The sequence below is a fragment of the Pseudomonas sp. A6 genome (genome assembly GCF_052367875.1).
GTDB classification, from domain to species: domain Bacteria; phylum Pseudomonadota; class Gammaproteobacteria; order Pseudomonadales; family Pseudomonadaceae; genus Pseudomonas; species Pseudomonas citronellolis.
Genome location: NZ_CP198970.1, coordinates 3,219,247 through 3,244,673 on the forward strand (window position 1 = coordinate 3,219,247; position 25,427 = coordinate 3,244,673).

Here is a 25,427-nt window from a genome sequence, read left to right on the forward strand (position 1 = left end):
TTCGCTCCACCCATCCTACGTCAGGGTTTGCGCTGCTTTGCGGGACGGAGGCTGGGTCGGGAAGCGTCGGCGGAAGGGGGCTGGAGAGGGGCGGCATCTTGCTTGGCGGGCAGCGGGGGCGGGCTGCCGGCGGGGCGATGACGGATTTGGATACTGAGTAGTATGTTGATCGCAAGACGGGATTCCGGCCTGCCCGGGATGCGTCGTCACTTTTCGAAAACCTACTCGGTAGTATTCCCATGAGCATCATCTGGAGCCCACCGCTGACCGCCGACGAGCGCCGCTGGCAGGAGATCGCCCGGCTGCTCGGCGAGCGGCATTTCCGCCCGTTGGCCGCCGAGATCGACCGCGACCAGCGCTACCCGCTGGAACACCTGCCCGTGCTGCTGGAAAACCGCCTGAGCGGCATGTTCGTGCCCCGCGAACATGGCGGCGAAGGGGCATCGCTGTGCGCGCTGGTGGCCGTGGTCGAGGAGCTGGCGCGCGGCTGCGCTTCCACCGCTGCGATCATGGCGGCCCTGTCCCTCGGCGCGTTCCCCGTACTGCTCGGCGGCAGTGACGCGCAGAAGCGCCGGCTGCTGGGCGGGCTCGCCGAAACCGGGGCCGCGGTGAACTTCGCGCTCAGCGAGCGTGGCGCGGGCTCCGACCCCGCCGCCCTGCAGACCACCGCCATCCGCACGGGCAAGGGCTGGCGGATACGCGGCGAGAAATGCTGGCTGGGCAACGGCGGCCACTCCCGGCACTTCATCGTCTTCGCCGCCACCGGCGAGAACGCTGGCAGGAAGGCCATCAGCGCCTTCGTCGTGGCCCGGGACGCCGAGGGCGTGGTGATCGACCACTACGAAGACAAGCTGGGCATCCGCGGCACCACCACCACCAACCTGAAGCTGGACACCTACGTCGAGGACGACGCCGTCGTCGGCGAAGCCGGCAAGGGCCTGGGCCTGGCGCTGGCCACCCTTGGCGTGGGGCGCGTGGTCATCGCCGCCCAGGCCAACGGCATCGCCCTGGCGGCATTCGAGGAGGCCGCGGCCCATGCGGTGGAACGCAGCACCTTCGGGCGCCCGATCATCGACCACCAGGGCGTCGGCTTCAAACTGGCCGACGCCGTCACCTCGCTGTCCGCGGCCCGCATGCTGACCTACGAAGCCGCCCGCGCATACGACCGCGGCGACGACATAACCGGGCTGGGGGCGATGGCCAAGCTGTTCTCCAGCGAATCTTCCCACCGCATTGTGGACGATGCCCTACAGATTCTGGGTGGCCGGGGCTACGTAAAGCCCAGCGCGATGGAACGTTATTATCGCGACCAGCGGATCACCGAAATCTACGAAGGCACTTCGGAGATCCAGCGGGTGGTCCTGGCGCGCCAGGTAAAACATTCGTTGTGTGCAAACCCGAACAAGAAGGAATGAAGTGTGGCTAATAAATCCGTCCGTTACGAAAACATGCCGCTGCGTCAGTCGGCGATATTGGATGCCGCGGCAGAGGCGTTTTCCAGAGTTGGTTATGAAGCAACTTCGATCGATTACGTGGCGGATCAGATACAGGCTACCAAGGGCAGTGTCTATTACTACTACCGGAGCAAGGGGGACCTGTTCGCCGCCGTGCACCGGCGGGCCATGGAAATGAACCTGGAAAGCGTTGCGCCCATCGCCGCGGACGTAGCCCTGGGCGCGGACCAGCGGCTGCGGCGGATGGCGATCGAACATACCCGGCTGATGATGGAATACACGTCCTACCAGCGGGTGACCGTGCAGGGCGTCGAGATGCACCTCACCGGCAGCCTGACCGATGCCCAGCGCGCCGAGATGCAGCGGCTCATCGTCATGCGCGACGAATACGAAGCGCTGTTTCGCGAAGTGATAGAGGAGGGAATCGTCGCCGGCATATTCAAGTCCGTCGATTCGCACCTGTTGGTCAAGCCGCTGTTGGGGGCATTGAACTGGACGACCATGTGGTATCGCCGGCAACCGGGCGAAACGGATATGCAGCGGCTGAAAGTTGCAGAAGATATTGCGGATTACGTCGTAGATGGTCTCAGGCAAACCTAAAACAACTAGAAGGTAGTAGAGATGAATACGGTAGTCGATAAAGAAACCAGCGAGGCATGGCATGCGGTAGCGCACTGGTACCACTCGTTTTTCACTGGGATGGTACTTTCCTCGGTGACCCGGCAAGGCACATCCCGCGCGGCGGAACTGGTCTACCAGGTGTTCTGCCGCCAACGCTCGGAACGGTTCCTCCAGGGCCTGGCGAAACTGGGCATCGACAAGCTCCCGCCCGCGGTGGCCGCCGCGCAATATCACTACCTGTCGAACAACATCGGCGGCGTCTGCGTCGAGTACATGTACGAGAGCGACCGCAAGGCCTGGGTGCGCTACACGCCGCCGCGCTGGATCTGGTCGGGCACCGCGCTGTGCGGCATCCCCTCGGAGGTTTCCGCGGCCATGCTGCGTGGCTGGCATGCGCAGAACGGCGTCACCCTGGGCAACCCGCGCCTGGGCTTCGTCTGCACCAAGCAGACCGCCGACGGCCAGTCCGGCCTCGAAGGCTACTACTACGAATACGACGCGCCCCTGGCGCCCCACGAGCGGCTGCGCTTCGCCCGCCACGAAGACGCCCCGGACTTCGACCCGGCCGCCGCGCCCACGCTGCCCTCCAGTGATTGGCCGCAGGCGCGCATCGAGAAGGCCAGCCGCAACTATGCGATGGAATACGTCCGCTCGACCCTGCCCACCGCCGTCGACCTCTTTGGCCCCAGCGAGGCGGTGAACGTGCTGCGCCTCTCGGCGCGCCAGGTCGCCATGCAGTGCTATCACGAGACGGCGGCGCGCCTGGGCGTGGCACAGGACAAGTCGCTGCACGCCTTCGTCGACTTCCTGGCCAGGCTGGCCCGGGCCCAGGGGGACGAGGTCAGGGTGCAGGAAACCACCGACGGCTACGCCATCAGCCAGCGCGGATGGACGCTGTTCGGCCAGGCACAGGCCCTGCACCCGGCGGTCTTCGACATCTGGAACGGCCTGCTGGAAGGCGCCGCCGATGCGCACAACCACCGGCTGGCGCTGAGCGTCACCCACAAGGACCTGGCCAACGGCCGCTTCACCTGGCACGTCGGGGGAGGTGTGTGATGGCCGGCGCACTGGAAGGACTGCGCGTCATCGACGCCTCGCGGGTTCTCGCCGGGCCCTTCGCCGCGCAGATACTGGCGGACCACGGCGCCGACGTGGTCAAGGTGGAAGGCCCCGAGGGCGACGAGTGCCGGGGCTTCGGCCCGCCGTTCGTGGAGGGCAGCGCGGCGTATTTCAACGCGGTGAACCGCAACAAGCGGGCGATCACCCTGGACATGGGCTCCGAGGCCGGCCGCGAGGTGTTCTGGACGCTGCTGGAAAGCGCCGACGTGCTCATCGAGAACTTCAAGGCGAGCACCCTGCGCGCCTGGGGCATCGAATCGCCGCTGGAGATCACCCGGCGCCTGCCCAGGCTCGTGCATTGCCGCATCACCGGCTTCGGCGACGACGGCCCGCTCGGCGAACTGCCCGGCTACGACGCCGTGGTGCAGGCGCTTTCCGGCCTGATGAGCATCAATGGCGAACCCGGGCGGCTGCCGGTCAGGCTGGGCTCGCCCATCGTCGACATGTGCACCGGCATGAACGCGGCGCTCGCGGCCCTGCTGGCGCTGCACGAGCGCAACGGCAGCGGCCGCGGGCAGATGGCCGACGTCGCCCTGTACGACAGCGGGGTGAGCATGGCGCACCCGTACCTGGCGAACTTCCTGGCCTCGAAGGTGCCGCCCAGGCCGGTCGGCAATGGCCACCCGAACATAGTGCCCTACGACCTGTTCGAGACGGCGGGCGCGCCGATATTCGTCGCCGTGGCGAACAACCGGCAGTTCCGCCTGCTCGCCCAGCTGCTGGGGGCGCCCGGCCTGGCGGACGATGCGCGGTACGCCAGCAACGGGCTGCGCGTCGAGAACCGGGCCGCGCTCGAAGTCGAGCTGAAAAGGCTGTTCAGGCAAGTCCGCGGCGAGGCGTTCGGCGAGGAGCTGCTGCGCAAGGGCGTGCCGGCCGCGGCCATCCTCGACGTCGGGACGGTGGCGCAGGCGCCGCATACGCTGCATCGCCACATGGTCATGGACGAGGAGGGCTACAGCGGCCCGGGCATCCCGGTGAAGCTGGCGCGCACGCCGGGCGCCTTGCGCAGGCGGCCGCCCCGGCTCGACGAGCACCGCGACGAAGTGCTCATGGCGTATGGCTTTTCCAGTGCGCAGATAAAGGCGCTCGCCGAGCGCGGCGTATTCGGCGCCGAACGGGAGCCTTGAGGCTGCCCGCGCGCCTTTCGCGCCTGGGCCGGCCGCAAGGCTGACCCGCACTCACCAGCACGATCAATCGAATAGCGGCTGTCCCTCTGCGAAGAGCGGGCAAGGGCCTTTGCATGCTTTTCGCAGGCAACCAACGGGTGGAGAACAACGATGCAATCAGCAACCCCCGCAATAACGCTGGCCGATCTGAACCCGTCGGACGTCGACGCGACCTATCGGAAACTCAACCTGAGAATCCTGCCTTTCCTGTTCATCTGCTACGTGCTCGGCTTCATCGACCGGGTGAACATCAGCTTCGCCCACCTGGAGTTCAGCGCCGACATCGGCCTCAGCGAAGCCGCCTACGGCTTCGGCGTGGGCCTGTTCTTCGTCGGCTACATCCTCTTCGAGGTGCCGAGCAACCTGTGCCTGCAGCGATTCGGCGCGCGGGTCACCATCTCCCGGATCATGATCCTCTGGGGGCTGATCTCCACCTGCATGATGTTCGTGCAGACCCCCATGCAGTTCTACGTCGCGCGCATAGCGCTGGGCTGCGCCGAGGCGGGCTTCCTGCCCGGGGTGATTCTCTACCTGACCTACTGGTACCCGTCCGGGCGCCGCGCCCGCGTCACCTCCAGGTTCATCCTCGGCATCGCCGCGGCCGGCACCATCGGCGGCATCGTCTCCGGCTGGATCATGCACAACATGGGCGGCGTATACGGGCTGAAGGCCTGGCAGTGGCTGTTCCTGCTCGAAGGCTCGCCGTCCATCGTCGCCGGCGTGATCGCCTACTTCTACCTGGCCGACAAGCCGGAGCAGGCGAAGTGGCTCAGCCCGGCGGAAAAGGCCATCGTCCAGGCGCACCTGGCCGAGGACGCCAGCGCCAAGGCCGCCGTCGAGAAGGGCCACGACTTCTCCGCGGCGCTGAGGAACCCCTGGGTCTACATCGCCGCCTTCGGCTATTTCGTCATTCCCTGGGCCGGCTCGGTGCTGAACTTCTGGGCCCCCACGCTGATCAAGCAGTCGGGGGTGACCAACGTCTGGTACATCGGCCTGCTGTCCGCGCTGCCCTGGATAGTCGGCGCGATCGGCATGCTCATCGTCTGCTGGAACTCCGACCGGGTGGTGGAGCGCCGCTGGCACTTCATGGCCTGCATCCTGGTGGTGGCCGGGGCCGTCGCCGCCATCGGCTACCTGCCGTCGAACTGGACGCTGTCGATCGTCCTGCTGTCGATCATGTGCGTCGGCTATCTCTCGGTGACGGCGTTGTTCTGGACCATTCCCACTGCGTTCCTGTCCGGCACGGCGGCGGCCGGAGGCATCGCGCTGATCAGCAGCCTGGGGCAGGTGGGTGGGCTGACCGCGCCCATCGTCATCGGCTGGGTGCGCGGGGCGACGGGGAGCTTGTCGTGGGGGATGTATACGGTTGCGCTGGTGTTGATCGCGGGGGGCCTGACCATCCTGCTGGGGATTCCCAGGCGCATGTTGCGGGAGAACAAGGCGAAGTAGGAGCGAGCTTGCTCGCGAACGGTGTTCTGCCGGCTGGATTCGGGGCGTGTCCTGAAGAGCGCCCTCTCCCTAACCCTCTCCCTGAAGGGAGAGGGGACCGTTGGGCAGACGTTGATGTTCTGGAGTCAGCCGGCTAGCGCAGAGATTGCCGGCTGAAGCCATTCCTTCTCTCGGCACGGACTAGCCCCCTCTCCCTTCAGGGAGAGGGCTGGGGAGAGGGCGCGGAGTCGACCAGACACACCAAGACAACAACATATCGCTGATCTGAAAATAATGATTATCATTCGCCACCTACTGCCACACCCCACCAGGACACCCCATGTCCCCAGCCCCCGCACCCACCCAGGGCACCCCCGGCCTAGCCCCCACCCGCGATGGCCGCGACCTGTTCTACCAGACCCTCTCAGGCCCGGCGGAAGGGCAGGCCCCCACCGTGGTGTTCGAGAGCGGCCTGGCCGCCAGCCGTTCCTTCTGGGGGCTGGTCCAGCCTTTGGTGTCCCAGTGGACCCGCGCCGTGGTCTACGACCGCAGCGGCCTCGGCCGCAGCCCGGCGGACGCCCAGCCGCGCAACATGCAGCGGATGGCCGACGACCTCAACGACCTGCTCGACCACCTCGGCCCCGGGCCCTTCGTGCTGGTGGCGCACAGCGGCGGCGGCCCCCTGGTGCGCGCCGCCACCGCCGCGCGGCCGGAGCGCATCGCCGGGCTGGTGCTGGCGGACGTCTCCGACGAAGCCTGCGAACTGATCTTCACCCCGGCCTTCCGCCGCCTGGAGAAGTTCGCCCACGCGGCCAGCTGGCTGCTGGCCCGCTGCGGCTTGCTGGAGCGCTGCTACCGCAAGGCCATCGCCGTACTGCCCGAAGACGTACTCGCCGACCTGCGCCGGGAAGGCTTCACCATGCCCGTAATGCATACCCGCGGCGCCGAGCTGGCCGGCCTGGTGGCGGCGCTGGAAACCTATCGCAACCAACCGCCGGTGCTGCCGGACATCCCGCTGACGGTCATCTCCGGCGCCCTGGCGGACTTCGGCATGAGCGAGCGCATCCGCGCGGCGGCCAACGCCGCCCATGCCTACCGCGCCCGGCAGTCGCCCCAGGGCCGCCATGTGCTGGCCGAGCGCTCGGGCCACGGGCTGATCCTCAGCGAGCCGGCGCTGGTGGCCGAGGAGGTCGCGCGGCTGCTCGGCGTGGCGGTCTAGCCAAGTGGTTGCTTTTGCCTGACGGAATGGTCTTACGGCTCTGGCTGACAGAGGCCGCGAACCACTAGACTCGCCGGACACAAGAATGCCGAGAGCCGTGACCTTGTCCCGAGCCGCAACGAGATTCGCGTCCCTGCTGCCCCGCCTGTGCCTGGCGTTGCTGGCGCTGCTGCCGGCCCTGGCGCCGGCCTGCTACAAGACCCTGCGCTGGGACGACGACCCGCCCTTCAGCATGCTCCTGCCCAATGGCGAGATCGGCGGCATCAACGTCGACATCAACCGGCTCACCCTGGAGCGCCTGGGCTGCCAGGTGACGCTGGTCAAGCTGCCCTGGGCGCGGGCGCTGAAGGAGCTGGAGCAGGGCCGTCTCGACGTGTTGCCGGGCGCCTTCCGCCGGCCGGAGCGCGAGGTCTACGCCTACTTCTCCGGGGTCATCCTGCAGCCCTCGCGGAACATCCTGTTCATGCGCAAGGGCGACCCCGCCCGGGACGGCCTGCATGGCCTGCTCGACCTGTTGGGCACCTCGTTCCGCCTGGGCGCGCAGGTCGGCGTGAGCTACGGCGAGTCCTACCAGCAACTGCTCGCCAACCATGACTTCGCCAGCCGGGTGTTCTTCAATCCCAGCCGCGGCAACCTCTGGCACATGATCGACAAGGGCCGCCTCGACGGCATCATCGCCGACGAGAACAGCGGCCTCTACGAGCTGGAGCAACTGGGCCTGAACGAACGCATCGGCCCCACCGCCGTGGTGGTTTCCAGCGACGCCGCGGAAGTCGCCTTCAGCAAACGCACCACCACGCCGGCGTTCGTCGAGCGCTATGCCCGGGCGATGCGCGAGCTGGTCGAGGGCGGGGAGTACCAGGCGATCCTGCAGCGCTCCTTAGCCCCCTGTAGGAGCGCGCCCTGCGCGCGAATCGCGGGCAGGGCCCGCTACGTTTTCTGGGTTCCCGCGTTCGCGGGAATGACGGGGTGAGAGTCGTGTTTTCCGACGTCATTCCCGCGAACGCGGGAACCCAATAGACGGTTGCTCCTACCGCACCGGCAGGCCCGGCTTCTCGTAGGAGCGAGCTTGCTCGCGAACCGCATGGCACCGCATTTGTTCGCGAGCAAGCTCGCTCCTACGAAGAGCACGGCCGCGGGGATTCTGGAGAATGCGCCGGGCCTCACCCCAACCCCTGCGCCCGCAGGTGCGCCTTCAGGGCCTCGATGAACACCCGCACCTTGCGCGTGTTGCGCCGGTGCGGCAGGAACAGCACGTGGATGGTGGCGCCGAAGGCGCTCTGGTCGCGCCAGCAGTCCGGCAGTTGTTCCACCAGCTCGCCGCGGGCCAGGTAGGGCAGGGCGCTCCATTGCGGCAGGAACTGCACGCCGTGGCCGGCCAGCAGGCAGGCGAGCAGGAAGTCGTAGTTGTCGCTGGCCAGGCGCGGCACCGGCTGCTTCAGGCGGATGCGCTCGCCGTCGCGGTTCACCCACCAGAAGTTCCGGTTGAGCATGGGGTGGCGGAAGATCAGCCAGTCGTGCTCGGTGTAGTTCTCCAGGGTCACGTCCATGCCCTTGCGCGCCAGGTACGCGGGGCTGGCGCACAGCAGCAGGTGGTTCTCCAGCAGCGGCTGGGCGATCACCCCCGGCAGGTCGACAGGGCCGTCGCGCAGGGCCAGGTCGTAGCCGCCTTCCACCAGGTCGGCGAACTCGTCCTGCAGGTCCACCTCCAGGCGCACCTGCGGGTATTCCTCGAGGAAGGCGCCGCACACCTGGTTGAGGAAGGCCGGGGCGAAGGAGGGCGGGGCGGCGATGCGCAGGGTGCCGCGCAGGTCCTTCTGCAACTGCTCCACTTCCGCGCCGGCCGCCTGCAGGTGTAGCAGCGCCTGGCGCGCGCCCTCCAGGTAGATCTGCCCGGCCTCGGTCAGCGCCATGCGCCGGGTGGTGCGCTCGAACAGCCGCGCGCCGAGTTCCGCCTCCAGCTGCGCCACGCCCTTGGTCACCGCCGAGGGTGTCTTGCCCAGGTGTTCGGCGGCGCGGCTGAAGCCGCCGTGGTCGGCGGTGGCGACGAACATGGTCAGGGCGGTCATCTTGTCCATTTATCTATTCCTGTCAGGCACAGAAGTTGTGCAAAAAATCGGCATTAAAGCCGTGCCGGGCTTTGGTTAACCTGCGTTCACACAACAAGAACCTGGGCGAACCCATGAAAATACTGATTCCGGCGCTGGTGTCCATGGCCTGTGTTTTTTCCTCAGCGGAAAGTATGGCCGCCGCTGACCTCATCCTCCACGGCGGCAAGGTCTACACCGCCGAGCCCGGCCAGGGCCTGCAACAGGCGGTGGCCATCGAGAACGGCAAGGTCCTGGCGGTGGGCAGCGACGAGCAGGTGCTGCGCCTGAAGGCCGCCGGCACCCGCGTCGTCGACTTGCAGGGCAAGGTGCTGATGCCCGGCTTCATCGACTCCCACAGCCACACCGTGAAGGGCGGCCTGCAGATGCTCCAGGCCAACCTCGACGGCGAGCTGCTGCCGGTGCCCGAGCTTGAGAAAAAGCTGCGCGAATGGCGCGACAACGGCAAGGCGAAGCGCGGCGAGTTCCTCAGCGTCGGCGGCCTGCCGTCCACCTACTGGGGCGACATCCCGGCGCTGGAGAAGACCTTCAACCAGGGCGAATGGGCCCAGGTGCCGATCCTCTTCGTCGGCTGGGACCTGCACACCGGCTGGGCCAACCAGGCCATGCTGAAACTCGCCAAGGTGGACGCGGCGAAAGTCGCCACCCTCGAGGGCGAAGAAAAAGCCACCCTCGGCGTCCATGCCGACGGCACCCCCAACGGCTTCCTGGTCGACGCCGGGCTCTACCCGCTGCAGGCGCTGCTGCCGCTGCCCAGCACCGAGGAACTGACCCGCGGCGCCTACGCCGCGCTGCGCTACTACAACAGCCTGGGCATCACCGCCTGGATGGACCCGCTGGCCAACGAAATCCCCGGCGCCGACATCACCAACGCCTCCACCGGCGTGCTGCCGATCTACAAGGCCCTGGCCGAGAAGGGCGACCTCTCCGTTCACGTCGCCGCGCTGCTGATGGCCGACTCCAAGGCCACCCCGAAGGACCTCGACGAGCTGGACAAGGTGCGCCAGCAGTTCCTCGGCGTGCCGAACCTGACGCTGCCGGGCATCAAGATTTTCGCCGACGGCGTGGCCGAGGTGCCGGCACAGAGCGCGGCCATGCTCGAGCCCTACAAGAACTCGCACAAGTTCGGCGAACTGCTGATCGACCCCAAGCACTTCGGCGAGCTGGTCAGCGCCGCCGACGCCCGCGGCTGGCTGGTGCACGTGCACGCCATCGGCGACCGCGCCATCCACGAGTCGCTCAACGGCATGGCCCAGGCGCGCCGCGACCGCCACAGCGGCATCCCGCACTCCATCACCCACCTGCAGATGGTCAACCCCAAGGACTTCGACCGCTTCAGGCAGTTGGACGTGATCGCCTCCATGCAGCTTTACTGGGCCAGTGCGGATGAATCGAGCATCGACCTCGTCAAACCCTACGTGGACGCCATGGTCTTCATGTACACCTACCCGGCCCATTCCCTGCTCAAGCACGGCGCGACCCTCGCCGGGGCCAGCGACTGGCCGATCACCACGCCCGACCCGTGGAAGGCCATCTACCAGGCGGTGACGCGCAAGGGCCCGAAGGGCGTGCTCAACGCCGACGAGGCCATTGACCGCCAGGTCATGTTCCAGGCCTACACCCTCAACGCCGCGCGGATGATCCGCCTGGAAGACAGCATCGGTTCGCTCAAGCCCGGCAAGCAGGCCGACATGGTGGTGCTGGACCGCGACGTCTTCACCGCGGAACCCGAAGCCCTGCGTGACACCCAGGTGCTGACCACCTGGTTCGCCGGCCGTGAAGTCTACAGCCGGCCGCTGACAGCCCAGCGCTGATCAGCCGGGCGGGGAAGCCCGCCCAGCGTTTTTCCAAATCGACAAAGGAGCCTTGCAGTGATCATCCATTCCTTCGTGAGCGAAACCCGCGAGCCGTTCGAGCGCGGGCGGCAGATTGGAGAGCGGTGGGCGGAACAGATTCGGCGCACCGTGGCGCTGTACCTCGACTTCTTCCCCCGCGTGGGCGTGCCCGCCGAGCAGGTGCGCGGCATCGGCGAGGCCAGCCTGGCCGCGCTGGACGCCTGGTGCCCGACCCTGGCCCGTGAGATCGAGGGCCTGGCCGCCGGCGTGCAGCTGCCGCTGTGGCAACTGGCGGCGCTGAACGCGCGCACCGAAATCCTCGCGGTGATGCCGGCGCAACCGCTGGAAGGCGAGTGCTCCACTGCGGTCTACGCGCCCCATGGCGCCGCCGCGCCGCTGAGCATCCAGACCTGGGACTGGCACGACAGCCTGGTGCCCCACGGCCTGCTGCTGCAGCTGGCCGCCGGCAGCGGGCTGACGGTCAAGCTGTTCACCGAGTTCGGCATGCTCGGCAAGATCGGCGTCAACAGCGCCGGCCTGGGCATGCACTTCAACATCCTCCACCACGCCGGCGACAACGCCGAGGCCGGGGTGCCGGTGCACGCCATCGCCCGCCGCGTGCTGGAAGAGGCCACAAGCGTGGCCGAGGCCATCGAACTGGTGGGCTCGGCCCGCGTCAGCGCCTCCACCGTGCTGACCTGCTTCAGCCGCGACGACGCCGAACTGCGCGCCGCCAGCATCGAGATGAGCCCGGCGGCCACCGCCGTGGTGCCGCCGCGCGCCGATGGCTGGGTGCTGCACACCAACCACTTCGTCGATCCGCAGCAGGCCCGCGGCGAGCGCACCGCAGACGTCTCCACCACCTACGCGCGCTTCGACCACCTGGCGGCCATGGCCCCGGGGATGGTCCGCGAGGGTCTGGCGCAGCGCGCCGAGGCCTTCTGCGGCGAGGCCGGCGAGCAGGCGGTGGTGTGCTTCCACCCGGACCTGTCGCAACCGGACACCGAGCGTTGGGAAACCCTGCTGACCATCGGCCTGGACAGCGTCGGCTGCAACCTGGAGTACCACGCCGGCAACCCGAAGGCCCTGGCCCGCGACGGCTTCCTGCGCTTCTGAGCTGAACGACCCACCCCCGCGGCGGCCACCCGGCCGCCGCGCGGAACACTGCTGCCACAAGAACAAGAGCAGACCACCATGATCGACCACACCCCCACGCCCGGCTCGCGCTCGGCGTTCAAAACCTTCTGCGTCTCCGGCATGGGCACCGCGCTGGAGTTCTACGACTTCGTCATCTACGGCTACGCCGCCGCCCTGGTCTTCCCCAAGCTGTTCTTCCCCGGCATGGACCGCCTCACCGCGGTGCTGGTGGCCTTCGCCGCCTTCGGCGCCGGCTTCTTCGCCCGGCCCCTGGGCGGCGTGGTGTTCGGCCACCTGGGCGACCGCTACGGGCGGCAGAAGGCGCTGGTCGCCACGCTGCTGCTGATGGGCATGAGCACCCTGCTGATCGGCTTCCTGCCGGACTACGCCAGCCTGGGCATCGCCGCGCCCATCCTGCTGGTGGGCCTGCGCCTGGTGCAGGGCTTCGCCGCGGGCGGGGAGTGGGGCGGCGCCGCGCTCTTCGGCATCGAGGTAGCGCCCCGCGGCCGCCGCGGCCTGTGGGGCAGCTTCACGAGCATGGGCATCGGCATCGGCGGCATCTTCGGCTCGGCGGTGTTCGCCCTGGTCAGCCTGGCCTTCGACGACGACCTGGGCGGCATCGCCTGGCGCATCCCGTTCTGGCTCGGCGGCGTGCTGGTGCTGGTCGGCCTCTACGCGCGCCTGCAGAACCCGGCGCCGGCGCAACCGGCCAAGGCCCAGCCCAAGGCCCGCATGCCGTTGCTCGAAGCCCTGCGCCAGCACCCGCGCGAGCTGCTGCTGTGCACCGGCATCGCCTTCGGCTACATCACCGTGGCCTACATCAGCACCTTCTTCCTCGCCTACGCCACCGACATCGGCTACAGCAGCAGCCAGGCCCTGCTGTTCGACTTCGCGCTGTCCATCGCCATCGTCATCTCGGCGCCGTTCTTCGGCCACCTGTCCGACCGCTATGGTCGCCGCACAGTGATGATCTTCGGCGCGGCCATCATGGCCCTGGGGCTGTTCGCCTTCTTCCCGCTGCTGGGCACCCACCACCTGGCGCTGGCCCTGCTGGCCTACCTGGCCGTGGGCTTCTTCATGGGCGCCACCCAGGGCCCGATCCCGGCCTTCCTCGCCGAACAGTTCCCGCGGCGGATGCGCTACTCCGGTATTTCCGCCAGCTATCAGCTGGGGGCTGCACTGGGTGGTGGGACTGCTTCCAGCGCGGCTACCGCGATCCTTATCGCCAGTGGTCACCAGCCGGTCTACGTGGCGCTGTATGGCGCGGCGGCGATGGCGCTGGTGGCGGTCTGTTCGTTGGTGATGCGTGAGACGGCGTATCTGGAGATGGAAGAGGTGGACAGGGGCGTGGCGTCGACGGGGGAGGGGGTGCGTAGCTTGTCCTGAGGCGGGGAGCTTTTTGTTTTTTGTAGGAGCGAGCTTGCTCGCGAACAGGGCTCCGAATTGGGCATGGTGTGGGCCCTGAAGAGCGCCCTCTCCCTAGCCCTCTCCCTGAAGGGAGAGGGGACCGTTCGGTGTGTTTGGATGTTCTGGAGTCAGCCGGCAACACCGAAGGTTTCCGGCTGACTCCATTCCCTCTCTCGGCACGGACAAGCCCCCTCTCCCTTCAGGGAGAGGGCTGGGGAGAGGGGACGGAGTCAATCCGAAGTACCACAGCTACCGGGTAACTCTGTTCGCGAGCAAGCTCGCTCCTACAAAAGCCCAAGGCCCAAGGCCCAAAGCCCAAAGCCCAAAGCCCAAAGCCCAAAGCCCAAAGCCCAAAACCCAAAGCCCAAAACCCAAAACCCAAAACCCAAAACCCCAACCTCAAACCGCCCCCCGCCGCCGCACCCCGGGCACCAACCCCAGCACCAACGCACACCCCGCCAGAATGATCAGCGCCCCCAGCCCCTGCACCAGCGACAGCGGCTCATGCAGCCACAGCGCCCCCACCAGCACCGCCACCACCGTCACCACGAACTCCACGCTGATGGTGCGGGTGGCGCCGATGCGGGCGACCAGGTGGAAGTACACCACGTAGTTGAAGGCGCTCATCATGCAGCCGCACAGCAGCAGGTAGAGCACGTCCAGCGCCGAGGGCACGCCCGGCGGCGGCACCCAGTACAGCAATGGGAGGGTCAGCAGCCCGCCCACCAGGAAGGCGCCGCAGGTCACCTCCCAGGGGCCGGCCGTGCGTAGGCGCAGCGCCGCGTAGTTGCTGCCGAAGGCAGCGCACACGCCGCCGAAGATCGAGGCCGCGCAGCCCAGCATGAAGGAAGGCGTCACCGGCACCGCCGGGAAGCCCACCAGCAGGAGCATGCCCAGCAGCCCCAGGGCCAGCCCGGCGGCTCCGGCCAGGGTGATGCGCTCCAGCCCCCAGAGGCGGCCGATGACCATGGAGAACAGCGGGATGGCCGCCACGAAGATCGCCGCCATGGCGGTGCCGATCAGCGGCGTGGCGAAGGTCATGCCGATCAGCTGGCCGGCCACCGTGGTGGCGCCCACCACGCACAGCGGCCGCCACAGGCCGCGGAAGTCCAGCACCCGGCCGCTCAGCCGCGCCGCCGCCAGCAGGGTGAGGCTGGCGATCAGCGCGCGGAAGCTCACCGCGCCCACCCAGCCGAAGCCGGCTATCGCCTTGAGCAGCACCAGGAACGACAGGCCCCAGGCCACAGCGAGATACAGGTAGGCGACGAGATCGCGAGGTTGCATGGGGCACCGGCAGAAAAGGGAAGGGGACACGCGCGAAAGCGCCCCGGCGGGGCGTGCCTATCTTGTCCGAACGGCCAGCTCGGCGGGAAGGGGGCTGTCGCTTCTGGCTGCCTGCATGCCGCAGCGATGCCGGCCGGCGTGTATTAGGAAAACTGATCGCGCATTCGCTTAAATCATCGGGATCGATCTGGAGTGCGCCCCGCCGCGGTGCTAGAAATAGCCCGCGCCAGCCCCTTCGACCGCCGATAGAGAGATGCCTCGATGCAACCCGTACTGCCCCTGATCGACCCTGAGGTCGCCCGCCTGGCCCCCGGCTTCCGCGCCCTGAGCCTGACGGTCGAGGCCGCGCCCATCCTGCGCCCAGAGGTCGCCCGCCAGGCCGTGGAGCGCGCTTGCCGGGTGCTGCTCGACGGCGGCCCGGCCTGGGCCGAGGCGCATATCGCCGCCTGGGCCGAGGTGTTCCGTGGTTTCGGCGCCAAGCCCCAGCGCACCCCCTGCTCGGTGGAAGCCCTGCGCAAGCGCGTGCTGCGCGACGGCAGCCTGCCGAGCATCGACCCGCTGGTGGACCTCTACAACGCCATCAGCATCCAGTACGCGCTGCCGGTGGGCGGTGAGAACCTGGCCGCCTACGTCGGCACGCCGCGGCTGGCCATCGCTGACGGCAGCGAGCCGTTCGACACCTTCAAGGAAGGCCAGCCGGCCAACGACCCGCCGCTGCCCGGCGAAATCATCTGGCGCGACGACCTGGGCGCCACCTGCCGCCGCTGGAACTGGCGCCAGGGCGTGCGCACGCGCCTGGACGCCGAGGCCCGGCAGATGTGGTTCATCCTCGAAAGCCTGCCGGCCATGCTGTTGGAGGCCCTGCACGAAGCCGGCGAGCGCCTGGCCGAAAGCCTGCGGCAGATGATGCCGGGGGTGCGGGTGGAGCAGCGGCTGGTGAGCGCCACCGGAGCGAACTGACCCGGCTACCCATTGCCCATCAAAGCCGAAGGCCGGAGCCCGCGCCTCCACAAGGAAGCACAGGCCCCGGCCTTCGGCCATCCAGGCGGCGCGATCAGCCGCCGCTACGCTCGGCCCGTTGCTGGGCCAGCTCGTACAGATGCCGCGCCTCGCCGGCCAGCGGCACCAGCGCCGAAGCCAACCGCGAGGTTTCCTGCACCAGCACGTCGTCGCCATCGTGGCATTCCAGCACGTGCAACAGGTCCTCCAGCGCCGCCAGGCGGCGCGCGGCGGCATCGTACAGATGCGCCGCGGGCGCGCCGGCATTCACGAACAGAACATCCTCGAAGGACTGATGGTGCAGCGGCACCAGTTTCGGATCAGCCATGGCACACCTCCAGGGCGAGGGCGCAGGGCAGGGGGGACGGCAAGGTGAACACAGCAAGATGTAAGCGACAGTGCATTTCCGTTGCTCCTTCTGGGAGGGAGAAACCGCCAGCCCGGAAAGAGGGGCGGCGGATCGTGCGGGGGTCGCAGTACCGGCACCGTTGATGCGCATATAACCGGCCAGGCCGAAGCCTGCCCCGCACGATCCGCCATGACTGCACTACGCAGCAGGCAAGAAAAAGCGCCTGTGCAGGAATGCTTTGGCGCTTATACGCGAACAACGGTGCACGGGGCTGCGACACCCCGGCCACGGGATTGACCGTGACAGGGAGCGAATCTAGCGACGGCCTTTGTAGGCCCACAAGGGAGAATGTGGGTGGGAAATTTCAGGTGAATCCGCCGCCCGCGTCACAGGCCAAAGAGGTAGCCCAACACAGCCGCCGTCATGGCCAAAGCCGCCACCACAAAGGCCGGCCTGGATGTGACCAGCCTCAAGAAAAGCTGCCGGTTCCGCCGACGTATCTCCACCAACTCCCGCGCCGCCTCCGGATGAATGTCCCGGAGAAGCTGCTGGCTGCTATAGATCAAATGCCGCGCCTGCCCAAGCTCGCTCGCATTCAGGCAGACAATGGAAAACATCGCCTCACCCTCCGGGCTGACGCCGGTGTTGAAGACATAAGAATCCAGCCCATGCCTGCGCAGCGGCGAGTTCAGGTACTCGGCGAGGGCTTCTTCCTTGAAGTCGAGGAGGGTGTACATGGGGGCAGCCTGTCTATTCGTTTTGTGCGCGCCTCAGACGGCAAGGCAGGACGTCACCATATCGTCGAGCATGTCCACCAGTTCAGGATCCATGAAGCGGTAGTCATCGGGAATATCCAGAACGTGAAGCCGCTTGTGTTCAAGCAGACGGGCATATTCCGCCCGCAGACGATTCAGGTGCTTGCGCTCCATCACGAAGATCACGTCGGCCCAACGGATATCCGCCGGGCCGACGGGTTTGCGGGCGTTCGGGCTGGTGCCTGCCGAACGGGCATCGAAGCCAGGCCGGCGACGCCAGATAGCTTCCGCGGTGGGGCTACGCCATTGATTTCGGCTGCAGATGAAAAGCAGGTTGGTCACTCTTGATCCAGACTAAAAAGGGGACGTTTTGAAATTCCGACCGCGGCTCAAAGCGGTCATTCGAAGCACTAACGAATCGGCAACAGTGCACCGAAAGCAACGAAGAAACCGCCGCAGACCCGATTGAAACGCCGTCCCGCCCGCGTCAGCCAGGGCCGGACCCGGTTCGCGGCACTGGCCACCCCGAATTCCACCGTGAACTCCACCACCGCATAGGTCAACGCCAGGACCCCGGCCTGGAGCATCAGGTTGCGCTGCGGATCGATGAAGGGAGTGATGAAGGCGGTGAAGAGCAGCAGGGCCTTGGGGTTGGAAATGGCGGATAGCAGCCCCTGGCGAAACAACGACCAGCCGCTCGACCTGGAAAGGTCGCCCAACTGGACCGTCACCGGTTCCGACCGCCACAGATTGATGCCCAGCCAGACAAGGTAGAGCCCGCCGACGATCTTCAAGGCGGTCAGCCAGAGGATCGACGTCTTCAGCAGGGCCGCCAGGCCGAAGACGCACAACGCGATCATCCCTACGAAGCCGATGACCCCGCCGCTGATCGTGAAGAGTGTTTTCCGGTTGCCGTGAAGCGCGCCATGGGTGAGCACGAGCAGCGCATTGGGGCCGGGCACTACCGCGATGCCGCAGCAGGTCAGCAGGTAGAGCAGCCAGGTATCGAATTGCATGAAATCTCCGGGGTGGGTGCTGCGGGAGGCCACTGCCGGATCATGGATGGGCCTTGCCTGGACGCAAAGCGCATATTCCAGCAATAAACTATTCGTTTATCGAATAGATGGCTGGTGGGGCAGATCGCGCCGCGCAAGTGCATCTCTGCTTGCCCAGGCCGCAGGCCATCAGGAATTCAGTAGATTGCGAGCGGTAGGTTCCGAGCAGCCCCGTAGGATGGGTTGAGCGAAGCGATACCCATCGCCACAGCCGCGTGCGAAGTGCGCCCTGGCGCACCTGGGGGCGGGGAGTTCCGCCAGGCGGCTTGATTCGGAAAAGGCTTACGCAAGGGGGCTGGAAACCCTCAAGGCCCCACGCCGAGTAGGGGAATAGAGTCCGCCGGGTCAACGATTACCCCGCGCGAGCCCCCCGATATGGACATCCGCCGCCCCTTCCACCAGGCCATCGCCAGCGCCCTGGCCGGCCTTCTGTTCCTCAATCCGATAGTCGCAGCCGCCGCCCAATTGGCGGTGGACGCGGCCGCCGGTGGCAACACGCAGATCGGCGCGGCGGGCAACGGCGTGCCCATCGTCAACATCGCCACGCCCAACGGCAGCGGCCTCTCGCACAACAAATTCAGCGACTACGGCGTTGGCCAGCAGGGCCTGATCCTCAACAACGCCACCGGCAAGACCCAGGGCACTCAGCTGGGCGGCATCATCCTTGGCAACCCCAACCTCAAGGGCCAGGCGGCGCAGAAGATCCTCAACGAAGTCACCGGGGCCAATCCCTCGCAACTCAAGGGCTACACCGAAGTGGCCGGGCAGGGCGCCCACGTCATCGTCGCCAACCCCCACGGCATCACCTGCAACGGCTGCGGCTTCATCAACACCCCGCGCGCCACCCTCACCACCGGCAAGCCGATCCTGGCCGGCGAGCGCCTGCAGGGCTACGACGTCGACGGCGGCGAAATCGCCATCGAAGGCGCCGGCCTCAATGCCAGCAACCTCGACCAGTTCGAGCTGATCACCCGCAGCGCCAAGCTCAACGCCGACCTGTACGCCAGGCAGCTCACCGTGGTGGCCGGGCGCAACACGGTGGACGCACAGACACTGGCCGCCACCGCCAAGCCCGACGACGGCAGCGCCAAACCGCAGCTGGCCATCGACAGCTCGGCGCTGGGCGGCATGTACGCCAACACCATCCGCCTGGTCGGCACTGAACAGGGCGTGGGCGTGAAACTGGCCGGCAACATGGCGGCCAGCGCCGGCGACATCCGCATCGATGCCAACGGCAAGCTGGAACTGGCCCAGGTGGCGGCCAGCGGGGACCTGGCGCTGAAGGGCCAGGACGTGGCCCTGAACGGCCCAACCTATGCCGGCGGCAGCGCCAGCGTGCAGGCCAGCGGTGCGCTGAGCAATGCGCAGAGCCTGGCGGCGGGCTCGACCATCGAGCTGAAGGCGAACCAGCTCAGCAACAGCGGCGTGATCGAGGCCGGCGTCAATGCTGACAACAGCCGCAACGCCGGAGGGGATCTCTCTATCGATGCGCAGCACCTGCGCAACAGCGGCAGCCTGATCGCCACGCGCCAGCTGCAGGCCCGCGCTGCCGTGCTCGATAACCGCAACGGCCAGATCGGCGGCCAGCATATCCACATCAGCGGCGGCGCCCTGGACAATCGCCTCGGCCTGTTCGCCGCCGAACAGAGCCTGCGCCTGGACCTGGCCAGCCTGGACAACCGCGAGCAGGGCCTGCTGAGCAGCCAAGGCGGGCTCACGGGACGCGTCGGCAGCCTGAACAACCAGCAGGGCGGCATCACGGCCCGGGCCGTCGAGCTGCAGGGCGACAGCCTCGACAACCGCGGCGGCCAACTGTACGCCGAGACCGAACTGGCGCTGGACCTCGGCGCCAACCCGGATAACCGCGGCGGGCGCCTGGAAGGCCAAGGCGTGCAGGTGCGCACCGCCAACCTGGACAACTCCGCCGGCGGCATCCTCAGCGGCGCCGGAGGCTTGCTGCAACTGGCCACCGGGCACTTCGACAACCGCGCCGGCATCGCCCAGGGCGCCGCGCTGCTGCTCGACGCCGACAGCATCGCCAACAGCGATGGGCACCTGGCAGCCACCCACGGCGACGCCCGGGTGAACAGCGCCGGCTTCGACAACCGCGCCGGCGGCCTCTTCGCCAGCCAGGCCCTGGCCCTGTATGCCGGCGACTTCCTCAACCACGGCGGCCAGGTCGGCGCCCGGGACATCGACTTCAGCCTGCGCGGTGCGCTGGACAACACTCTCGGCCTGATCGAGGCCGGCAACCAGCTCACTCTCACCGCCGCCGGCCTGTCCAACGCACAGGGCCGCGTGCGCGCCCTTGGCCAGCAGGGCGCCACGCGCCTGAGCATCGGCGGCCTGCTGGACAATCGCGAAGGCCTGCTGGAAAGCGCCGCTGCCGACCTGCTGCTCACCAGTGGCGACCTGCGCAACGACGACGGCAGCGTGCGCCACCTGGGCAATGGCGGGTTCGGCATCGACCTGGCGCAACTGGGCCTTGCGGGCGGCAGCTTCGTCACCAACGCCGCGCTGAACCTGAGCGCGGCCAGTTGGACTAACCGCAGCAGCCTGCAGGCGCGCGAACTGACCCTGGATATCGGCCAGCTGGAACAAGCGGCCGAGGGACGTCTACTGGCCAGCCAGGCCCTGCGCGGCACGGGTGGCGACTGGCGTAACGCCGGCCTGATCGCCAGCGACGGCGACCTGGCGCTGAACCTGGGTGGACGCTACAGCGGCAGCGGGCAACTGAGCAGCCTGGGCGAGCTCGGCCTCGATGCCGCCAGCCTTGCCCTCGATGGCAGCGCCAGCATCATCGGCGGTGGCGCCACCCGCATCAGCATTGGCGGCAGCCTGGACAACACCGGCCGCATCACCGCGGCCGGCGACTTGCTGCTCCGCGCAGCCAACCTGAACAACACCGGCACCCTCGGCAGCGCTGCCGGCCTGCGGATCGAGAGCGCGGACCTGCTCAACGAAAACGGCCTGCTGTTCAGCGGCGGCGACATGGCGCTGCGCGTGGAGCGCTTCGTCAACCGCTACGCCGACGTCTACAGCCTGGGCGCCCTGGACATCGCCGCGGACGACCGGCAAGGGCGCGCCCGTGTGGTGGAGAACCGTTCGGCCACCCTGGAGGCGCAGGGCGACCTGGCGATCGCCAGCGACAGCCTGAAGAACACCCAGGACAGCTTCCGTCTCGGGCAGAAGCTGATCTCCGGGGAAATCATCGTTCGCTGCTACGACTGCTCCGGCGACCACTACAACGTCGACTACATCGCCCGGGAGGTCTATGCCAGCGAGGTGCAGGAGGCATCCCCGGCCGCTTTCATCCAGGCCGGCGGCAACCTGCGGGTGGATGCCCAGGACTTCGAGAACACCGCGAGCACCCTGGCCGCCGGTGGCGACATCGCCATCAGCGCCAACAGCTTCGTCAACCAGGGCATCAACGGTGGCGAGAGCATCCGCACGCGGATATTCAACAGCGGCAGGGTCACCGACGGCACCGTCGAACGCTTCGTCGGTCATTACGTCCTGCCCTACAACCTGGCGAACAATGCCGATCCCTCGGTGTTCAGCTACTGGGACAGCTTCATCGGCGGGCTCAACCAGGGCACGGTGACCCCCACCGAACTGGCCAATGGTCTGCTTCTGCACGTCTACCGCGACGCCGATGGCAACCTCCACCGGCCGATGCACGTGCCGGACTACCAGGCCAACCACTACGACCCGGACAACCTGCTGGAGCTGCCGTCGGCGCTGTACGACCTCGGCTTCCTCAGCGACGTCTGGGAATACCGCCCGGGCGGTGCCACCTCCGCCAACGCCGTCATCCAGGCGGCTGGCGCGGTGCAGATCAGCGCCGGCGAGCGCCTGGACAATGGCGTCATCCACCCCGGCATTGCCTACGACGGTGGGGTGGCGCGGATCGAGGACGTTCAGGTCGACGGCCAGTCGCAACCCCTGGTCGTGGTGCTCAACCCACAGTTGCCGCCGGACCTCGCCCAGCAGGCGGTCAACCCCATCACCCTGCCGGGCTTCCGCCTGCCCCAGGGCGAGCATGGCCTGTTCCGGCTCAACGCCCCGGACAGCGGCCACCCCTACCTGATCGAAACCAACCCGGCGCTGGCCGGGCTCAAGCAGTTCCTCGGCTCCGACTACCTGCTGGCCCAGCTGGGCTACGACCCGGCCCAGGCGCAGCAGCGTCTGGGCGACGGCCTCTACGAACAGCGGCTGATCCGCCAGGCGCTGGTGGCGCGCACCGGCCAGCGCTTCATCGCCGGGCTGTCCAGCGACGAAGCGCTGTTCAGGTACCTGATGGACAACGCCATCGGCTACAAGGACCGCCTGGGCCTCAGCCTCGGCGTGGCCCTGAGCGCCGGGCAGGTGGCGGCGCTGACCCACGACATCGTCTGGCTGGAAGAGGCCGAGGTGAACGGTCGCAAGGTGCTGGTGCCGGTGCTCTACCTGGCTCAGGCCGAGCATCGTCTGGCACCCAACGGCGCGCTGATCCAGGGGCAGGACCTGGCGCTGATCAGCGGCGGCGAACTGAACAATGCCGGCACCCTGCGCGCCAGCAACGACCTCGGCGCCACTGCCGCCAACATCGGCAACAGCGGCCTGATGGAAAGCAACCGGCACCTGCAACTGCTGGCCACGCAAAGCATCCGTAACGCCGCCGGCGGCATCATCAGCGGGCGCGATGTCAGCCTCGCCGCGCTGACCGGCGATGTCGTCAACGAACGGACCCTGACCCAGGTGCAGGGCCAGGCCAGGGGCGCCAGCCTGCAGACCAGCCTGCTCGACAGCGCCGCGCGCATCGAGGCCGACGGTGACCTGTCGATCAGCAGCGGGCGCGACCTGCTCAACCTGGGTGGCCAGCTGCAGGCCAAGGGCGACATCCAACTGCAGGCCGGGCGCGATGTGCTGATCGGCGCCGTCGAGTCCGTCGACAGCAACGCCCGCCAGGACAAGCGTCATAGCTGGGAACAGACCGAGGTCCGCCAGCACGCCGCCGGCGTCCAGGCCGGCGGTGACCTGCAGATCAGCGCCGGCCGCGATATCGGCGTGCTGGCCAGCCACCTGGAAGCCGGCGGCGACGCCAACCTGGCCGCCGCCGGCAACCTGCTGCTGGGCGCCGCGCAGGAGCAGAGCAGCCGCGAATACCACTACCGGCGCAGCGGCAAGAAGGTCGATAGCGAAGACAGCCGTGTCAGCCAGCGCGGCACGAGCCTGAACGCCGCCGGCGACGTCACCCTCAGCGCTGGCCAGAACCTGACCCTCGAAGCGAGCCAGGTCGGCGCCGGCAAGGAAGCCTTCCTGGTGGCTGGCGACAAGCTGCAGCTGCTGGCCGGTCATGACAGCGAACACTCGCTGTACCAGAAGCAGAAGAAGGGCAGCCTCGGCAGCAAGAGCTTCAAGCGCGACGAAGTCACCGACGTGAAGGCCGTGGGCAGCCAGGTCAGCGCCGGCGGCGACATCACCCTGCTCAGCGGCGGCGACCAGAAGTACCAGGCCGCCAGGCTGGAAAGCGGCAACGATATCGCCATCGTCAGCGGCGGCAGCGTGACCTTCGAAGCGGTCAAGGACCTGCACCAGGAAAGCCACGAGAAGAGCAAGAGCGACCTGGCCTGGCAGTCCGCCAAGGGCAAGGGCCAGACCGACGAAACCCTGCGCCAGAGCCAGCTGATCGCCCAGGGTGAACTGGCGATCAAGTCCGTGGAAGGCCTGAAGATCGACATCAAGTACATCGACCAGAAGAGCGTCGGGCGGACCATCGACGCCATGGTGCAGGCCGATCCCGACCTGGCCTGGCTGAAAGAGGCCGAGGCGCGGGGGGATGTGGATTGGCGGCGGGTGCAGGAGGTGCATGACAGCTGGGAGTACAGCAGTTCGGGAATGGGGCCGGCTGCACAACTGGCGGTAGCGATCGTACTCAGCGTTGCCACATATGGGGCCGCAAGTACCGCAGTCGGCACAGCAGCAGGGGCCACCGCAGGTTCCAGCACCGCTATGGCCGCTGCGGGAGTCAGTGCAACGGGGGCAACAGTCGCGGCGGGTTGGGGCAATGTGGCGCTGGCCAGTGGAGCGGCCTCACTCGCCTCTACTGGCGGTGTCAGCGCCATCAACAATAAAGGCGATATCGGTACAGCGCTAAAGGACACCCTGAGTAGCGACGGCCTTCGCCAAGCGATGATCGCTGGTGCGCTAGGTGGATTGACCACGGGCTACTTCGACGATCTGGTCGGCACCCAGACCAAGTTCGTCAACGGCAAGGTGGTCGTGGACCTGAGCAGCCCGAATGGCGTCGCCGCCTTCGCAGCCAACCAGGCGTTGCAGAACATGACCAGTGCCGCCCTGAACAAGGTCACCGGTGGCTCGGCCAGCTTCGGTGATGCGCTCAAGGGTAGCCTCTACAACACCTTGGCGGCGGCCGGCTTCAATGCCGTGGGTGATTTCGGCCAGGCCCACAAGCTGGATACCGGCAGCGGCCAGATGGTGGTCCTGCACGCCTTGGTGGGTGGCCTGGCTGCCGAGGCGCGAGGGGAAAGCTTCGCTACCGGTGCGCTGGTTGCTGGTCTCAACGAAGCCGTGGTGAAGGATCTAGACGCGCTGGTCAGCAGTTACTCGCCCGAGAACCGCGAGGCCCTGCTGAGCATGAGTTCGCAGTTGCTCGGTCTGGTCGCCACGGTGGCGCAGGATCCGGATGCGGACACGAACAAGCTGGAAACCGGCTCCTGGGTAGCGAAGAACTCGACGCAGTACAACCACGAACTGCATCGAAAAAATGCCGAGAGTTTTGCTGAAGGCGCCCTGGACTTCTGCAAGAAGCAGCCGGCGTACTGTGGCCCTGGAGCCGATCAGGTCAGCGAGCAGGACATGATGGACGCCCTGGCTGCGACTGCGGCACACGGCGAGGGGATCGATAAGGTCAAGCCGGAAGCCCTGCGCTTGGTAAACCAGTTCCTGGTCAATCCGGACCTTGCGGATACACTGCAAACCGATCTGTTCGCCCCTACGGCTTCTGAACAGCAACGCCTGAACACCTTGGAAAAGGCGGAGCTGGCAGCAGCAGGTGTTTCAGCAGCGGCGCTGGCAAAGGCTGTAATGGCAGGTGGTGGCCAACTGCTGAGTAAGCTAGCTGGGGCGTTGAAGGGGCAGGACTCAAAAGGATCGGCGACGGCTCTTCAGATCTTCGGTGGCCGCCGTGTTGATGATCTTGCAGCAGCCGCTTCGAATCCGATTAATAAAGAGGGTTTAACACAGGCGGCTAGAGCATTGACTAAGCATGCATCCGGACAGAGGGAAATGGGGACATTCCCTAAACTTTCTGGCGGTATTAAGCAGCAGAATGAAACTGCTCAGAAGATAGTTGATGAGATTCTTAATAATCCTAAATCAACATTCACAAATTTGGGGCGAGGTGGTCTTGAGGTTCGAGCACCCGATGGCCGAGGGCTTCGCTATAATAGTGATGGCTCGTTCTCTGGGTTTGTGGATTAAGTGATT

General features: G+C 67.1%; 18 protein-coding genes. 12 read left to right on the forward strand and 6 right to left on the reverse strand.

What is annotated here, in order from left to right; translation table 11 throughout:
• Window positions 1–239 precede the first annotated feature (239 nt).
• The 7 genes from ACTWJ5_RS14540 to ACTWJ5_RS14570 all read left to right on the forward strand — a co-directional run bounded on the left by ACTWJ5_RS14540 (window position 240) and on the right by ACTWJ5_RS14570 (window position 7,980).
• Window positions 240–1,415, forward strand: a complete 1,176-nt coding sequence (locus ACTWJ5_RS14540) for an acyl-CoA dehydrogenase family protein (RefSeq protein WP_444439192.1) — start codon at window positions 240–242, stop codon at window positions 1,413–1,415.
• 3 nt (window positions 1,416–1,418) lie between these two features.
• The gene (locus ACTWJ5_RS14545) at window positions 1,419–2,054 is read left to right on the forward strand and encodes a TetR/AcrR family transcriptional regulator (RefSeq protein ID WP_083426864.1); all 636 of its coding nucleotides are present in this window, start codon (window positions 1,419–1,421) and stop codon (window positions 2,052–2,054) included.
• A 114-nt stretch (window positions 2,055–2,168) separates the two neighbouring features.
• Window positions 2,169–3,131 carry a hypothetical protein gene (locus ACTWJ5_RS14550; protein WP_444439194.1) on the forward strand — a complete coding sequence of 321 codons (963 nt, stop codon included), beginning with the start codon at window positions 2,169–2,171 and terminating at the stop codon, window positions 3,129–3,131.
• Window positions 3,131–4,321: a CaiB/BaiF CoA transferase family protein gene (locus ACTWJ5_RS14555; RefSeq protein ID WP_444439196.1), complete on the forward strand. Its 1,191-nt coding sequence runs from the start codon at window positions 3,131–3,133 to the stop codon at window positions 4,319–4,321. Before ACTWJ5_RS14550 ends, ACTWJ5_RS14555 begins: the two co-directional genes overlap by 1 nt.
• Before the next feature lie 150 nt (window positions 4,322–4,471).
• Window positions 4,472–5,809: an MFS transporter gene (locus ACTWJ5_RS14560; protein ID WP_253411403.1), complete on the forward strand. Its 1,338-nt coding sequence runs from the start codon at window positions 4,472–4,474 to the stop codon at window positions 5,807–5,809.
• A 319-nt stretch (window positions 5,810–6,128) separates the two neighbouring features.
• Window positions 6,129–7,007, forward strand: coding sequence for an alpha/beta fold hydrolase (locus ACTWJ5_RS14565; protein ID WP_444439198.1), 879 nt, complete (start codon window positions 6,129–6,131; stop codon window positions 7,005–7,007).
• 97 nt (window positions 7,008–7,104) lie between these two features.
• A complete protein-coding gene (locus tag ACTWJ5_RS14570) occupies window positions 7,105–7,980 on the forward strand; it encodes a substrate-binding periplasmic protein (protein WP_444439200.1) in 876 nt (291 codons plus the stop codon).
• Window positions 7,981–8,170: 190 nt separating this feature from the next.
• Here the strand turns inward: ACTWJ5_RS14570 and ACTWJ5_RS14575 are convergent, their stop codons facing one another.
• Window positions 8,171–9,085: a LysR family transcriptional regulator gene (locus ACTWJ5_RS14575; protein ID WP_116425276.1), complete on the reverse strand. Its 915-nt coding sequence runs from the start codon at window positions 9,083–9,085 to the stop codon at window positions 8,171–8,173.
• A 104-nt stretch (window positions 9,086–9,189) separates the two neighbouring features.
• Here ACTWJ5_RS14575 and ACTWJ5_RS14580 point away from each other — a divergent pair, with 104 nt between their 5' ends.
• From ACTWJ5_RS14580 to ACTWJ5_RS14590, 3 genes are all read left to right on the forward strand, one after another.
• Window positions 9,190–10,929, forward strand: coding sequence for an amidohydrolase (locus tag ACTWJ5_RS14580; RefSeq protein WP_444439202.1), 1,740 nt, complete (start codon window positions 9,190–9,192; stop codon window positions 10,927–10,929).
• Window positions 10,930–10,986: 57 nt separating this feature from the next.
• Window positions 10,987–12,066 (forward strand): C45 family autoproteolytic acyltransferase/hydolase, encoded by a 1,080-nt coding sequence (locus ACTWJ5_RS14585; protein ID WP_444439204.1) that lies wholly within the window; start codon window positions 10,987–10,989, stop codon window positions 12,064–12,066.
• 78 nt (window positions 12,067–12,144) lie between these two features.
• The gene (locus ACTWJ5_RS14590) at window positions 12,145–13,473 is read left to right on the forward strand and encodes an MFS transporter (RefSeq protein ID WP_444439206.1); all 1,329 of its coding nucleotides are present in this window, start codon (window positions 12,145–12,147) and stop codon (window positions 13,471–13,473) included.
• A gap of 420 nt (window positions 13,474–13,893) precedes the next feature.
• Here ACTWJ5_RS14590 and ACTWJ5_RS14595 read toward each other — a convergent pair whose 3' ends face one another.
• Window positions 13,894–14,778, reverse strand: coding sequence for a DMT family transporter (locus ACTWJ5_RS14595; RefSeq protein ID WP_253390799.1), 885 nt, complete (start codon window positions 14,776–14,778; stop codon window positions 13,894–13,896).
• A gap of 261 nt (window positions 14,779–15,039) precedes the next feature.
• Here ACTWJ5_RS14595 and ACTWJ5_RS14600 point away from each other — a divergent pair, with 261 nt between their 5' ends.
• A complete protein-coding gene (locus ACTWJ5_RS14600; RefSeq protein ID WP_444439208.1) occupies window positions 15,040–15,738 on the forward strand; it encodes a B3/B4 domain-containing protein in 699 nt (232 codons plus the stop codon).
• A gap of 94 nt (window positions 15,739–15,832) precedes the next feature.
• Here the strand turns inward: ACTWJ5_RS14600 and ACTWJ5_RS14605 are convergent, their stop codons facing one another.
• The 4 genes from ACTWJ5_RS14605 to ACTWJ5_RS14620 form a co-directional block, all read right to left on the reverse strand.
• A complete protein-coding gene (locus ACTWJ5_RS14605) occupies window positions 15,833–16,105 on the reverse strand; it encodes a hypothetical protein (protein WP_009620055.1) in 273 nt (90 codons plus the stop codon).
• Window positions 16,106–16,512: 407 nt separating this feature from the next.
• Window positions 16,513–16,863 (reverse strand): hypothetical protein, encoded by a 351-nt coding sequence (locus ACTWJ5_RS14610; protein WP_249919868.1) that lies wholly within the window; start codon window positions 16,861–16,863, stop codon window positions 16,513–16,515.
• Window positions 16,864–16,896: 33 nt separating this feature from the next.
• On the reverse strand, window positions 16,897–17,223 hold the full coding sequence (locus ACTWJ5_RS14615; protein ID WP_024128409.1) for a low molecular weight protein tyrosine phosphatase family protein: 327 nt from the start codon (window positions 17,221–17,223) through the stop codon (window positions 16,897–16,899).
• 68 nt (window positions 17,224–17,291) lie between these two features.
• The gene (locus ACTWJ5_RS14620) at window positions 17,292–17,897 is read right to left on the reverse strand and encodes a LysE family translocator (RefSeq protein WP_444439211.1); all 606 of its coding nucleotides are present in this window, start codon (window positions 17,895–17,897) and stop codon (window positions 17,292–17,294) included.
• Between the two features lie 414 nt (window positions 17,898–18,311).
• Between ACTWJ5_RS14620 and ACTWJ5_RS14625 the strand changes: the two genes are divergently transcribed.
• A complete protein-coding gene (locus ACTWJ5_RS14625) occupies window positions 18,312–25,421 on the forward strand; it encodes a two-partner secretion domain-containing protein (RefSeq protein WP_444439213.1) in 7,110 nt (2,369 codons plus the stop codon).
• Window positions 25,422–25,427 lie beyond the last annotated feature (6 nt).